Source organism: Bifidobacterium sp. SO4 (assembly GCF_018555355.1).
Taxonomy (GTDB): Bacteria; Actinomycetota; Actinomycetes; order Actinomycetales; family Bifidobacteriaceae; genus Bifidobacterium; species Bifidobacterium miconisargentati.
Genome location: NZ_JAFEJP010000015.1, coordinates 12,842 through 26,866 on the forward strand (window position 1 = coordinate 12,842; position 14,025 = coordinate 26,866).

Genomic DNA, 14,025 nt, shown 5'->3' on the forward strand with positions numbered 1-14,025 from the left:
TCAAACCGTAGATAGGACTACGGTTAACCTCACGCCTTCCACCACGGGCGCAGCGGGTACCACTTGCCGTCCGGGTGACCCACGCGGTCGGGCTTGATGGCCAGGAACTGGTGGATCTGAATGCCGTCGAGTTCGAAGTTCAGCGCGCAGGCGGCCATGTACATGCCCCACACCTTGGCGCGCTCGAAGCCCACCTGACGAACGGCGTCGTCCCAGTGCTCGGACAGGTTGCGGTTCCAGTGGTGCAGCGTGAGCGCATAGTGCTGGCGCAGGTTCTCCTGATGCACCATGTTGAAGCCGGCATCATGGATGCACGACTCGATGAAGCCGGGCGCGCCCAGATCGCCGTCCGGGAAGATGTAGCGGTCCAGGAACTCGTCCGTGCCGGGCTTGCCGTTCGGCTTGTCGTGGCTGATGGTGATCTGGTGGTTGAGCAGGCGGCCCATCGGCTTCAACAGCCGGAACATCTCCTCGAAGTAGCTCTGGTAGTTCTTCACGCCCACGTGCTCCATCATGCCGATGGAGCAGATGCCGTCGAAGTCATGCTCGGGTACCTCGCGGTAGTCCTGCACGCGCACCTCGGCCAGGTCCTGCAGTCCCTCGCGTGCGATCCATTCGTTCGCGTACGCGGCCTGTTCCTTGGACAGCGTGACGCCCAGCGCCTTGATGCCGCGGCGCGCGGCCGTGATGACCATCGAACCCCAGCCGCAGCCGATGTCCAGCAGACGCTCGCCGGGCTTCAGGCCGAGCTTGTCGAGGATGAGCCGCAGCTTATTGGCCTGCGCGTCCTCTAGGCTCATATCCTCGTTCTCGAACACCGCGCAGGTGTAGGTCATGGACGGACCCAGGAAGTCGGCGTAGAACTCGTTGGACATGTCGTAGTGGAAGCTCACGGTCTCGGAGTCGGCCTTTTCCGTGTGCGGCATGAGTCCCTGCTTGATGCGGGCGAACTTGCTCGGTCCCTCGGTGGCCGGCACCGGCGGCTTGCGGAAGCCGTGGCTGAGGATGCCGGCGGAGACGCGCGCCAGGGAGACCGGGGTGATCGGCTTGACGTACTTGGCCAGGGAGATGAGCTTGCGCATGGCGGGGTAGGGGTCCGCATAGTCGATGCCGGCCACGTCGAAGTCACCGAGTACGTAGGCGCGCACGATGCCGATCTCGTTCGGATGCGCCAGCAGCTGGTACATGCAGTTCGGACTGGTGATCTTGACGTTGAGATCAGCGTCCTCCGGGCCGAAATGCGAGCCGTCGAACGCATCCACACGCACCGGAGCGGTCGGTTCCACGAACAGCGACACCATCTCCGCGACCGTCATAGCCTTGCCATTTGCCATACTCCACCTCGATTTTGCATTATTCTGGTCGAATCTATCCAAGTTCAAACCCCAACTTTGGTTTGGTATCCTAGTCCGTCCGTTGACTTGATTCGATGCCCTTCCTCGATCGCTGGCGCGCTGTTCGCCCTCGGCGGACGATGTGTGACTGCGAAACCCGACAGGAAGCCGTGTCGTGGTGTTTCGATCCGGATGCGATGTCCTGAGCCTCGCAGTCCGAATGCCACATGATTCCGGCATGATGTTGCGTGATTCGGTGTGATTCGATGCGATTCCGGTTGTTGCGCCGATATCGTTTGATGATTTACCTAATTTGGCTATTTTGCCCATACATTCCCAGCGTGTTTCCAGGTTAACGTTCACATGCGGGGTACACTGGTGAATCGTTGGGCCGTTCAACGAACGAATGGCTTACGGAAAGTACTGAAAAGTACCGAATACATAAGGTACGAGCTCAAAAGGAGAGCACCTATGGTCTATCGCATGATTTTCAACCAGACCGCCTACTTCGGCCGCGGCGCCATCAAGGAGATTCCGACCGTCGCCAAGCAGCACGGCTTCACCAAGGCCTTCATCGTCACCGATCCGGTCCTGCTGGAGACCGGCACCGCCGAGAAGGTCACCAAGGTCCTGGATGAGGCCGGCCTGCCGTACGAGGTGTTCTCCAACGTCAAGCCGAACCCGCCGGTCGAGTGCATCAAGGACGGCGTCGAGAAGTTCGCCGCTTCCGGTGCCGACTTCCTGATCGGCCTGGGCGGCGGCTCCCCGCAGGACACCTGCAAGGGCATCGGCATCATCACCGCCAACCCTGAGTTCTCCGACGTGCTCTCCCTTGAGGGCGTCGCGGACACCAAGAACCCGTCGGTGCCGATCTTCGGCGTGCCCACCACCGCCGGCACCGCCTCCGAGACCACCATCAACTACGTGATCACCGACACCGCCAACAAGCGCAAGTTCGTGGCCGTCGACCCGCACGACATCCCGATCGTCGCCTTCGTGGACCCGGACCTGACCGACTCCATGCCGCGCGGCCTGAAGGTCGCCACCGGCCTGGACGCCCTGACCCACGCCATCGAGGGCTACATCACCCCGGGCGCCTGGAGCCTGTCCGACTGCCTGTCCATGCAGACCATCCGCATGATCGCCAAGAACCTTGCCAAGTCCGCCGACGGCGACATCCCGGCCGGCGAGCAGATGGCGTACGCCTCCTACATCACCGGTATGGCCTACTCCAACGTCGGCCTCGGCCTGGTGCACGGCATGGCCCACCCGCTGGGCGGTCGTCTGGGCGTGGCCCACGGCGTGGCTAACGGCATCCTGCTGGCCCCGGTCATGGAGTACAACAAGGACTTCACCGGTGAGAAGTACCGTGACATCGCCGACGCCTTCGGTGTCGAGGACGCCTACACCGGCGACCTCGAGAAGGTGCGCGAGGAGGCCGTGCAGGCCGTCCACAAGCTGACCGTGGACCTCAAGAACCCGACCACCATCTCCGAGGTGGGCGCCACCGAGGCCGACCTTGCCCCGCTGGCCCACGACGCCTTCAACGACGTGTGCACCCCGGGCAACCCGCGCAAGGCCACCGAGGAGGACATCCTCGCCATCTACAAGAGCCTGATGTAAGCCTTCGTGAGGCGCTACACCCGATAGACGCTCAATAGAATGGGGAAAGGTACCGCTGAACGACTTTCAGCGGTACCTTTCCCCATAATTTTTCCCGACTTTGGATTTTTGTACCACTGACATGAGCCCAGTGGTACTTTTCCCCAAAAAACCGATGCGGCGTCGGGGCAACGCCGACACGATTCCGATTATTCGGCGTGCTTCTCGTCGTATTCCTCGTCGGTGGGCGTCTCGTCGTAGAGCTGCTTGCCCTGCGACTCGGCGAGCTGCATCTGCTCGTTGATCCACGCGGCCTCCGCCGGGTTGATGTCCGCCGTGCTGAGGACCTTCTGCCACACCGGGTAGAACAGGTGCATCGCCGGATACATGGCGGTGAACAGGATCTCCGGCTTGTGCTTGCGCCAATGCTGCGGATGCGCGTTGAACGTGTTGCGGAACCTGCGCATGTAATTAAGGAACGAGCCGAAGGAGGTGTCCATGCGCCGGGCGCTCATCGCGGCGATCATGCGCGGCGAATACACGGTCTTCAGCCCCTTGCCCATGAGGTGCAGCGAGATGTCGATGTCCTCGTGCATCACGTCCGCCTTGTCGCGGCACACCTCGTCCGCGATCTGGTGCCAGGCCGAGGCACGCAGGGCCATGTTCGAGCCGAACAGCAGCGGCTGGCCGCCGTCGGCCTTGTAGATGCGCTTGCGCAGGGAATTGTCGCCCTTCAACCCGAAATGACGGGAGGGCATGTCGTAGTACATCACCGGACCGGTGGCACCCATCGCGGCCGGATCCTCGGTGAAGATGCCGGAGACCACCTCGACCCAGTCGGGCCGGATCATGCAATCGGCGTCGAAACGGCCCAGCACATCGCCGGTCGCGGCGTTGAGACCGTAGTTGCGGGTGGGGATCAGTCCCTGCTCATCGTTCTGGTGCAGCAGCTTGACGGGCGCTTCCGGATGGTCCTTGATGAACTGCTCCACGATGGCGCAGGTATCGTCCGTGGACTTGTTGTCCACCACCAGCACCTCATGCGGCATGACGGTCTGACGGGTCGCGTTGAGCAGACAGTCGTGGATGCGTTCGGCTTCGTTCCACGCGGGGATGATGATCGAAACGTTGAGCATGGCTTCAAGGATAGGGAAGCGGGTGTACGCCGAGAGCGAAGACGACGTCCGTTCACCGTCTGTCCACCGCCTGTTCGCCGGCTTCCGCAGGCCGGCTGACCGTGGACTGCGACGCGCGTACGTCGCAGTCACGTACATCTCGTTTCCGTCCGTCCCCGTCCGCCGCCGGGTTGCTCTTCGACCGCCCCGCTACAATGGGGAGCCATGAGCGAACGCGCGCGCAATATGAATGGCACCGGCCGGACCGGGGGACAGTCCGGGATCGGGGCGAACGGAACCGTACACGCAAACACGACCACGAACATGTCCGCCGGCGGCCGGACCGGCATCGATGACCAGACGGCCGCAGGCGCCGACCATACCGCCGCATATACGGGTACGGAAACCCCCGCCGGCGACGAGAACCGCATCGATTTCGGCACGCTGTTCCCGGCCAAGGGCGATCCCCGCAGGCCACCGGAATGGTTCAGCCGCGCGCTGATGTACGTGGCCATCGCCATCGTGGTGTTCAGCTTCTGCTGGCGCTCCTGGGGCAGCATCTCCTACCTGGTGCTGGATGTGATCATCTCCCTGTTCCTGGCGCTCGCCATCGAACCGCTGGTGGTGGCGCTGGTCTCGCACGGCTGGAAACGCGGCGTGGCCTCGGCCGTTGGTCTGGTGGGGCTCGCGGTGATTATCGGTGTGCTGCTCACGCTGTTCGGCAACATGTTCGTCCAGCAGGTGATCGCCATGGTCAAGGGACTGCCGGCCATGTACGAGCAGTTGCGCGAGTTCCTGCAACCGTATTCCAAGTTCCAGCTGCCGGAGATCGACAGCCTCGGCACCGAGATCTTCAACAACATCCAGACCTCGTGGGTCACGGACTTCGCCGGCACCGCCATGAGTACGGTGGGAGGCCTGTTCTCCTTCCTGCTGGACCTCATGACCGTGATCATGACCACCTATTACATCTCCGCGGCCGGCCCCAAGCTGCGCCGCTCGTTCTGCCAGTGGCTGGCGCCCAACACGCAGCGTCGCTTCCTTCTGGTGTGGACCGTGGCGCAGGGCCAAATCTCGTCGTTCCTGTTCTCCCGTTCGATTCTGGCCATGATCAACGCCACCTGCACCGCCATCTTCCTGGAGGTGCTCAAGGTGCCGTACTGGCTGCCGTTGGCGCTGTTCTGCGGCGTGGTCTCCCAGTTCATCCCCACGGTGGGCACGTACATCGGCGGCGCCCTGCCAGTGCTGTTCGCTTGGGGCAACCGCGGATGGGTGTACGCGGTGGCCGTGCTGGCGTTCATCATCATCTACCAGCAGATCGAGAACCTGATCCTCTCGCCGAAGATCTCTCAGCGCACCATGGACATCAACGCCGCCGTGGCCTTCCTGGCCGTGCTGGCGTTCGGCTCGCTGTTCGGCGCGTTCGGCGCGTTCCTGGCGCTGCCGGTGGTGGCCTCCATCCAGGCCATCTTCCGTGTGTACACCCGCCGGTATGAACTGATCGATTCGCCTCTCATGAACGATCCGGTCTCGGACAAGAAGTCCAAGATCGTGGAGGCGTCTGAGGCGTTCGGCGAGCACGTGCTGCATCCGATCGGCGAGCACATGCCGCGCGCCGCCAAGGGTTCCAGCAGCCGCGTGCCGATGAACGAGGAGCTGCGCCTGCTGCAGGAACAGATCTACGCCATTCCCGAGCACGAGGACACCCAGCGCGACATGGACGATTCCGCCACCGTGGCCATCCCGAAGAACGTGCTGTCCGCGGGGGTCCGCAAGGGACTGCGCGGTACCGAGGAGGGCGACGTGCCCGATGGGACCGTGGCTGGTTCGCCGGAACGCTCCGAAGGGTCGCGGCCGTCCGGCAGGACGAACGTCGGAGCATACGCCGCCGCGGACGCCGAGGATACCGAAGGCATCCCGCAGCCGATGCATCTGGAGCACGCTGCCGGCAAGCCCTCCGAAAAGACGTCCGGCAAGTCCGGCACGTCGCGTAAGCCGCGTAAGTCCGGTGATTCCGATGATTCCGGTGATACGGACGGCTCCGGTCAGACGGCCGCCGCCTCCGGTCCCGCGGAATCCGGCGACGACGGCGCGTCCGAAACATCCGACCAATCCATTTCCAGCAATCCGAGAGCGGGGTGGCGCTGATGACGCTTCTGACCGTACTTGACGTCCTTCTGATGATCGTGGGCGGCGCGGGCGTGATCTATCAGGGCGTGTGCATCGTCATGTCCCTGTTCGCCAAGCCGGTGCGCTTCCCCGAGGCCCCGATGATCACGCGGTACGCCGTGCTCATCTCCGCGCGCAACGAGGAGAATGTGATCGGCAACCTCATCGACTCGATTCGCGCCCAGACCTACCCGTCCGACCTCATCGACATCTGGCTCGTGGCGGACAACTGCACCGACCACACCGCCGACGTGGTGCGCGCCCGCGGCTGCCATGTGGTCGAACGCCACAACCTCGAACAGGTCGGCAAGGGATACGCGCTGAGCTACCTGCTCACGCACATGATGGACATCGGCGTGGCGGACGACTACGACGCCTACTTCGTCTTCGACGCGGACAACAAGCTGGACAAGCATTACTTCGAGGAGATGAACAAGGCCTTCTGCTCCGGCTTCCGTATCCTGACCAGCTACCGCAACTCGGTGAACCTGGCGGACAATTGGGTCTCCTCCGGTTCGGCCCTGTGGTTCATCCGCGAATCGCGATTCCTGTCCAACTCGCGCATGATCCTCGGCTCCTCCTGCCATGTGGGCGGCACTGGCTTCATGTTCTCCCGCGAGATCATGAAGCGCAACAAGGGCTGGAAGTTCCACCTGCTCACCGAGGACCTCGAGTTCACTATGGACTCCATCCTGCACGGAGACCGTGTGGGCTACTGCGGCACCGCTATCCTGTACGACGAGCAGCCGGTGACGTTCGCGCAGAGCTGGCGTCAGCGCCTGCGCTGGAGCAAGGGATTCCTGCAGGTGTTCCGCTACTATGGTCCGGCGCTGCTCAAGCGCGCCGTCCGTGAGCGCGACTTCTCCTGCATCGACTTCACGCTGATGCTCTGCCCGTTCACCGTGCTCGGCGTGATTCGTATGCTGATGGGCATCCTGTTCGCGGCGCTCGGGTTCGTAAGCTGGTCCAGCCAGGTGCAGTCGCTGGCCGGCTGGTCGAGCGGCATCGTGACCTCGGTTCTGGGTCTGATGGCGCTGGCAGCGCTGACCATCATCGTCGAACGCGACCAGATCGGCGCCACCAACAAGGAGCTGCTGGCCTACGTGCTGAGTTTCCCGATCTACATGCTCAGCTACGTCCCCATCTCCTTCCAGGCCATCTTCGCCAAGGCCCAGTGGAAGCCGATTACGCATAAAGGCTGAAGCCATCAAGGAAGCCCAGTGGGCTTCCGGCTGGCTTCAGCCTGAGCGAGGCGATAGCCGAGCGCAAATCTGGCTCCCCTCTTTGAGGGGAGCTGCCGAACGTAGTGAGGCTGAGGGGAGCGCACGGATGACTTCCTGCAGGCTCCCCTCAGTCAGCTTCGCTGACAGCTCCCCTCAGAGAGGGGAGCCAGGGGTACGAATGCGCAGGACATCCATGTCGAGGCTGACAGCTCCCCTCAGAGAGGGGAGCCGGAGCCGGATCGGCTCACGTACACATCCGTCCACAGCCTCCCGGCGTGGCGCTGGTTTCTGGGCTAGAGTGGAGTCATGAGCCTAGACAACAGCGATAGAAATGCTGCATTTTCCGCGGCGACGACGCCGCAAGCCCACTACACGCCTCAATTCCCGCAATCTCCAGCTCCAATCCAATCGCAATCGCAGCCGCCCGTGACGCCGACATCGCCCATGCCGCAGTCGCAGCCGCCCGTGACGCCGACATCGCCCATGCCGCAGTCGCAGCCATCGGCACAGTCACAGCAGCCCTACTCGCAGCAGCCGGCACAACCCCAGCCGTACTACGCCCCGCAGCCGGTGCCGCCGAACCCATCAGCCGCCGTCTCCATCCGCGGCCTCTTCAAGCGATTCGGCAACAAGATCGCCGTCAACGGCCTGTCCCTCGACATCCCGGTCGGCTCGTTCTACGGCCTCGTCGGCCCCAACGGCGCCGGCAAGACCACCACGCTCAACATGGTCACCGGCCTGCTGGTCCCGGACGCGGGCCTCGCCATGATCCTGGGCCGCAACGTCTGGCAGGACGTGAACGCCGCCAAACGCTCCATCGGCGTGATGCCCCAGCCCGACCAGATCTTCGACCGCCTCACCGGCCTGCAGCTACTGGTCTACGCCGGCATGCTGCGCGGCATGAAGCGCGCCGAAGCCCTGAGCCGCGCGCACGACCTCCTCAACGCCTTCGACCTCGCACAGGCCGCGAACACCATGGTCTCTGACTACTCGGCCGGCATGACCAAGAAGATCTGCCTGGCCTCCGCGATGATCCACAGCCCGCGCATCCTCGTGCTCGACGAGCCGTTCGAATCCGTGGACCCGGTCTCCAGCGCCAATCTGAAAGACATCCTCATCGAATACGCGGGCACCGGCGGCACGGTGATCATCTCCTCGCACGTCATGTCCCTCGTCGAGAAGATGTGCACGCATGTGGCCGTGATCAACAACGGCCAGGTGTGTGCCGCCGGCACGGTCGATCAGGTGGCCGCCGGCGAGGACCTCGAGGATCGCTTCCTGCAACTGGTCGGCGGCCGTCACGAAGCCGCGCACCTTTCCTGGCTCGACGGCGGAGCCCCGCACGTACCGGCATCTGCGGGCTCACCGGAGATGCCACCGACACCGGTCGCACCGGCGCCGGCGCAACCCCTGCCGAATCCCACCGCGCCGGTGCCGTCGCAATTCCAGCCGAACCCGAACGAAACGGCCGTCCGATGACCACCGCACTCACCCTCATACGCCTGCGCTGGTCCCTCACCTGGGCCACGCTGAAGAAGTCCGTCTGGCAGACCGTGGCCTATGTCGTCGCCATGATCACCGCCGTGGCCACCGTCATCATCACCGGCATGGCCGCATGGGGCGCGGGCGGCCTCGACGGCGCCGGAGCGTCGGGCCCGCTGCCCGCTGACTACGGTCACTTCGCCGTCCTCCGTGCCCTCGTCGTCATCTTCGGTTCGATGCTCACCGTCACGGTGGCCTTCATCCAGCTTATGCTGATTGGCGAGGGCTCCACCATGAGCCCGCGCAAGTTCGCGTTGTACGGTCTGCCGGACCGCCAGCTGCAATTCGGACTGCTGCTTGCCGGCATGTCCGGCCTGCCCGCGATCACCGGCATGCTCTCCCTCATGGTGTGGACCTTGGCCTACCGACATATGGGCGGGGCGGCCGTCGTGACCTCCCTGGTCGCCGCTGCCCTCGCCGTGTTCACCATGATGAGCCTGTCCAAACTGCTCATATCTTTGGCGACCACGCTCGTGACCTCCAGCCGCGGCAAGAACCTGTTCTACATCGTGGTCGTGCTCGGCTTCATTGCGCTGTGCCAGTTGCCGAACATCATGGTGAACTCCGGCATGCTGGAACACATCGCCCCGAATGATCGCGGCCAGATGATCGCCGCATTCGCCACCATTCTTGCCTGGACCCCGTTCGGCGCGGCCTTCCAACTGCCGTTCGATGCGGCCGCGGCCAACGGGCTCGCCCTGCTCGGCCATCTCGCCGTGCTGGCCGTCACCTGGGTGGTCTGCTTCGCCGCATGCACCTGGTGCTTCAGGCACGAACGGCTGACCACCGGGGCCGGCGCCAAAACGGTCACCGCCAAGGGCATCGGCGCGTTCGGCTGGATGCCAGATTCCGTGCCAGGAGCCGTCGCCGCCCGACTGTTCACGTACCTCAAGCGCGACCCGAGACAGGGCATGATTTTCCTGATGCCGATACTGTTCGTGGTGGTGTTCGCCTTCCAAGCGCGCGGCGAAAGCGCGATCGTCTGGGTGTCGTTGATCTGGACCGGCTGGATGCTTTCCATCGCCGAAAGCAACGGTCTGGCCTACGACGGCCGCGGCTTCACGATGGAGGCGATCTCCGGCGTACGGGGCCTGCAGAACCGCATCGGCCGCGTGCTCGTCTATCTGGGCATCGCCCTGGTCTATCTTGTGGCGCTGGGCGTGGGCATCGCCATCTTCACCGGCGACTGGGCGCATCCCGTCCGGCTGCTGTTCGGCATCCTGCTATGGTCGATCGGCCTCGCATGCGCTTGCTGCGGATTGGGACTGGCCGAAATCACCTCATGCGTGTTCATGTATCCGGTGCCTTCGCTGGACAAGCCGTTCTCCTCGCCGCAGGGTCGCGCCATGGCCCAGGGATTCTTCCCGTTCATCTACCTGTTCGGTACGATTCTGCTCCTGCTGCCCACCGGTATCGTGGCCATCGTGCTGACTGTCACGGGCGTGATCGACACGATGTTCTGGGTGCTGATCCCCATCGTGCTGGTCAACGGCGCGGGCATGCTGGCGCTCGGGACATGGCTGGGCGGTAAGCTGTTGGATGCGCGAATGCTCTCGGTCGTCTCCACGCTCGATTCGTTCGCCTCATTGCAGCACTGACGGTTGATTCAGGTTCCGCCGCCCGGCCTTGCCCGCGCCGGCGAACCCACGAAGGAGCACGATGGTATCCACAGCGGTGTCACGTCGCCAACGGCGTGAAACGCAGCGTCAACAGCAACGGCAATCCCGTGCCTCCCGCCGCCGTCCGCTCACCGTGGCCGTCTCCGCATTGGTGACCGTCGCCCTGTTCGCGGGTTACTGCACCGCCGACATCCTGGATGTCGCGCCCGGCCCACTGACGCTGAAGAACGTGGATGTGCCAACATTCGCAGACCCGCTCACCGCCAAAACCGGCGGCACAGTGGCCGGCAAGCTCGACCTGACCAAAACCGTGGACGCCAAGGCCGCCTCCGCACTGATCGACGACCTGCTCGCCACCGAAGGCGTAGGCTCGGACACCTCGGCCATCATCGAGGACGCGCAGGGCAACGTGGCCGCCGAACACGAGGCCGGCACCTCGCGCGAGCCCGCCTCCACCATGAAGACACTCACCGCGCTCGCCGCATCGAGCACGCTCAACATGGCCTCCACGCTGGATACGCAGGTGTTCCTCGCCCAGACCGACGGCGTGGACACGCTGACCCTCAAAGGCAACGGTGACATGCTGCTGGGCTCCGGCGAATCCGACCCCGACCACATCAACGGTCGTGCGGGCCTCGCCACGCTCGCCCAATCAGCCGCCGCGGCCCTGGCCCAGCGTGGCATCAGCACCGTGCGTCTCGCCTACGACGATTCGCTGTTCGGCGACGCGCGCGTGCCCGACGGCCTGAGCGAGAGCACCAACACGGTCCTGAGCGATTACACCGTCTATTACACGCCCGTCTCCTCGATGGCCATCGACGGCGGCCGACAGTACACGGATGCCATGCCCGCGCCCGCCAACCCCGACGATTCCGCCGGATACCCGGAACTCTCCCAGCACACGGCCGCCGATGTGGCCGAGGAATTCGCCTCGCTGCTGGCCGACCAGGGCATTACCGTGGAAGGCGATCCGGCCGAGGGCAACGCGCCTTCCTCCACCAGCCCGCTCGCTTCAGTCAGCTCCGCCACACTGGCCGAAATCCTGGCCTTCACCTTGCGCCACTCGGACAACACGCTCGCCGAGGAGTTCGGCCGACTCACCGCCCTGGCCCGCGGCAAGGACAACAGTCCGGAAGGCGGCACCAAGGCCGTGCACGAAGCACTCGATAAGCTCGGCATCGACACGTCCGGCCTGACCATGGCCGACTGCTCGGGACTGTCGCCCGGTTCCAAACTCACGGTACGCACGCTCGTGGCCGTCCAGCAGCGCAACCTTACGGAAGGCGAGGGCGCCGCGGCGGCCGAGGGACTGTCCATCGCCGGTCTGGTGGGCACCGCCCAATACCGGTATGACGACGATGCCGCGGCCGGACTGCTGCGCGTCAAAACCGGCAGCCTCGGCACGGTCACTTCGATGGCCGGCAACGTCTCGCGCACGAACGGCGGTGCGCTGGCCTTCGCCGTGGTGGTCAACAACCCCGATGATATGGAGGCCGCCCGCAACGCCATCGACGCCTTCATCACCAAACTCACGGAGCTGTAGAGGGCATATCCCGTGGTGCTCCCCTCAGTCACCTTCGGTGACAGCTCTGCTATCGCAGAGCCTTCGCGGCGAAGCCGCTCACTTCGCCTACAGGAAGTCCACTGGACTTCCTGCTTCACGGCTCAGCCCTCAGAGAGGGGAGCCAGGTAAGCCGGACTTCGGCTCCCCTCTCTGAGGGGAGCTGGCCGCGGAGCGGACTGAGGGGAGTACCACGGATAACCGCCACACGATTCAAAGGAACTGACATGGCATATACGGCACGGTTGCGCAAGGCGGTGGGGGCGGTGCGCGCGGCGCTGGCTGAGGCTGGATTGGAGCGTCAGTCGCCCGAATTCGCCCAGCATGGAGAGCATCGCGCAGCCCCCGATGCCCCGTTCGTGCTGGTCGCCTGCTCGGGAGGGCGCGACTCCATGGCCCTTGCGGCCGTCGCCCATACCGTCTGCGCCTCGCTGGGACTGCGCTGCGGTGCCGTCATCATCGACCACGGCCTGCAAGCCGGTTCGGCCGAAGTCGCCGCAACCGCCGCGCAACGCTGCGAACAGCTCGGCCTGACCCCGGTCATCACCCGTAAGGTCGCCGTGCGAGAGTCCGGCGAAGGCCTCGAGGCGGCCGCCCGCGAGGCCCGCTACCAAGCCATCATCGAGATTGCGGGGGAGTGTCGCGCCGCAGCCGTTCTGTTGGCACACACGATGGACGACCAGGCGGAGACCGTGCTCATCGGACTGCTGCGGAACACCGGCATCGATGCCACCGCCGGCATGCCGCCGCGCTTCACCCGTGGAGGCGTCGCCTTCCTGCGTCCGTTGCTCGGCCTGACCCGCGCGGACACCACCGGCATCTGCCGGGACCTCGGCATCGCATACTGGGACGACCCCACCAACGGCGAGTCCATCGACGGCGAACTGTCCGCCGACTATCCGCTGCGCTCGCGCGTCCGGCACGACCTGCTGCCCGCCATCGCGCGGTTCGCCGGCCGCGACGTGGCCCGTCACCTCGCCGAAAGCACGGCATTGACGCAAGCCGACAAGGACTATCTTGACTCCGCCGCCGTCCGCGTGGCCGCACAGGTCGTCAGCGGCGCGGACGGGGGAGCGGTGCTGCGCATCGACGCCGCACGGCTCGGTGCCGAACACCCGGCCATCCGCCGCCGCGTGATCGGGCGTGCGCTGGAACAGGCCGGCATCCGGGCGGGCGCGGCGCAGGTGGACGCCATCGACCGGCTCATCACCGACTGGCACGGTCAGGGCCCCGTCCATCTTCCCAGTGGTTATTCAGCGAATCGCAAGAAACACGTCATTCGCGTGTGCCAAGATGGAGCGCATGCGAATCGCTGACGTTAAGGAAGACATTGACCACGAGCTGGTCAGTAAAGCACAGATTGACAGCAAAATCCGTGAGGTCGCCGCACAGGTGAGCGAGGATTACCGAGGCAAGAACCCGCTGCTGATCGCGGTCCTCAAGGGCGCCGTGAACACGCTGGTCGCATTCTCCGAGGCCGTGAGCATCCCGGTGCAGATCGATTTCATGAGTCTGTCCAGTTACGGCTCGGGTACGGTGTCCAGCGGCCAGGTGACGGTTCGTCAGGATTTGTCCGCCGATGTTCGCGGCCGGCACATTCTCATCGTGGAGGATATTATCGATTCAGGACGCACGCTTGCGTGGCTGGTCGACGAATTGAAGCGCCGTGGCGCGGCCTCCGTGGAGGTGTTCGCGTTGCTGAGCAAGCCCTCCCGCCGTGAGGTGGAAGTGGACGTGAAGTACGCCGGCTATGAGATTCCGGACGAGTTCGTGGTGGGCTTCGGCCTCGACTACGACGAGCGCTACCGCAATCTCGACTCGATTGCGGTGCTCAAGCCGTCCGTGTACCAAGGAGAATAA

9 protein-coding genes and 1 pseudogene are annotated in these 14,025 nt (G+C 64.5%); 8 read left to right on the forward strand and 2 right to left on the reverse strand.

The genetic code is table 11. From position 1 onward, the window contains the following. Positions 1 to 29 precede the first annotated feature (29 nt). Positions 30 to 1,334 (reverse strand): class I SAM-dependent methyltransferase, encoded by a 1,305-nt coding sequence (locus JS536_RS09580; protein WP_109057779.1) that lies wholly within the window; start codon positions 1,332 to 1,334, stop codon positions 30 to 32. 471 nt (positions 1,335 to 1,805) lie between these two features. Here JS536_RS09580 and fucO point away from each other — a divergent pair, with 471 nt between their 5' ends. Then, entirely contained in the window at positions 1,806 to 2,957 is a 1,152-nt protein-coding gene (gene fucO, locus JS536_RS09585) for a lactaldehyde reductase (protein WP_109057780.1), read from the forward strand. Between the two features lie 188 nt (positions 2,958 to 3,145). Here fucO and JS536_RS09590 read toward each other — a convergent pair whose 3' ends face one another. Further along, positions 3,146 to 4,072 carry a glycosyltransferase family 2 protein gene (locus tag JS536_RS09590; protein WP_214356752.1) on the reverse strand — a complete coding sequence of 309 codons (927 nt, stop codon included), beginning with the start codon at positions 4,070 to 4,072 and terminating at the stop codon, positions 3,146 to 3,148. A gap of 204 nt (positions 4,073 to 4,276) precedes the next feature. On the opposite strand from JS536_RS09590, the pseudogene JS536_RS09595 reads away from it, so the two are divergent. The 7 genes and pseudogenes from JS536_RS09595 to hpt all read left to right on the forward strand — a co-directional run. Beyond that, positions 4,277 to 5,836: pseudogene (locus JS536_RS09595) on the forward strand (AI-2E family transporter); the annotation flags it as partial. Between the two features lie 362 nt (positions 5,837 to 6,198). Continuing rightward, positions 6,199 to 7,422, forward strand: coding sequence for a glycosyltransferase (locus tag JS536_RS09600; protein WP_214356753.1), 1,224 nt, complete (start codon positions 6,199 to 6,201; stop codon positions 7,420 to 7,422). A 504-nt stretch (positions 7,423 to 7,926) separates the two neighbouring features. Continuing rightward, entirely contained in the window at positions 7,927 to 8,922 is a 996-nt protein-coding gene (locus JS536_RS09605; RefSeq protein ID WP_214356781.1) for an ABC transporter ATP-binding protein, read from the forward strand. Further along, on the forward strand, positions 8,919 to 10,583 hold the full coding sequence (locus JS536_RS09610; protein WP_214356754.1) for an ABC transporter permease: 1,665 nt from the start codon (positions 8,919 to 8,921) through the stop codon (positions 10,581 to 10,583). Before JS536_RS09605 ends, JS536_RS09610 begins: the two co-directional genes overlap by 4 nt. Positions 10,584 to 10,644: 61 nt before the next feature. Further along, positions 10,645 to 12,147 carry a D-alanyl-D-alanine carboxypeptidase/D-alanyl-D-alanine-endopeptidase gene (gene dacB / locus JS536_RS09615; protein ID WP_214356755.1) on the forward strand — a complete coding sequence of 501 codons (1,503 nt, stop codon included), beginning with the start codon at positions 10,645 to 10,647 and terminating at the stop codon, positions 12,145 to 12,147. A gap of 245 nt (positions 12,148 to 12,392) precedes the next feature. Then, a complete protein-coding gene (tilS, locus tag JS536_RS09620; protein ID WP_214356756.1) occupies positions 12,393 to 13,481 on the forward strand; it encodes a tRNA lysidine(34) synthetase TilS in 1,089 nt (362 codons plus the stop codon). Next, positions 13,468 to 14,025, forward strand: a complete 558-nt coding sequence (gene hpt / locus JS536_RS09625) for a hypoxanthine phosphoribosyltransferase (protein ID WP_214356757.1) — start codon at positions 13,468 to 13,470, stop codon at positions 14,023 to 14,025. The genes tilS and hpt overlap by 14 nt, the downstream gene beginning before the upstream one ends.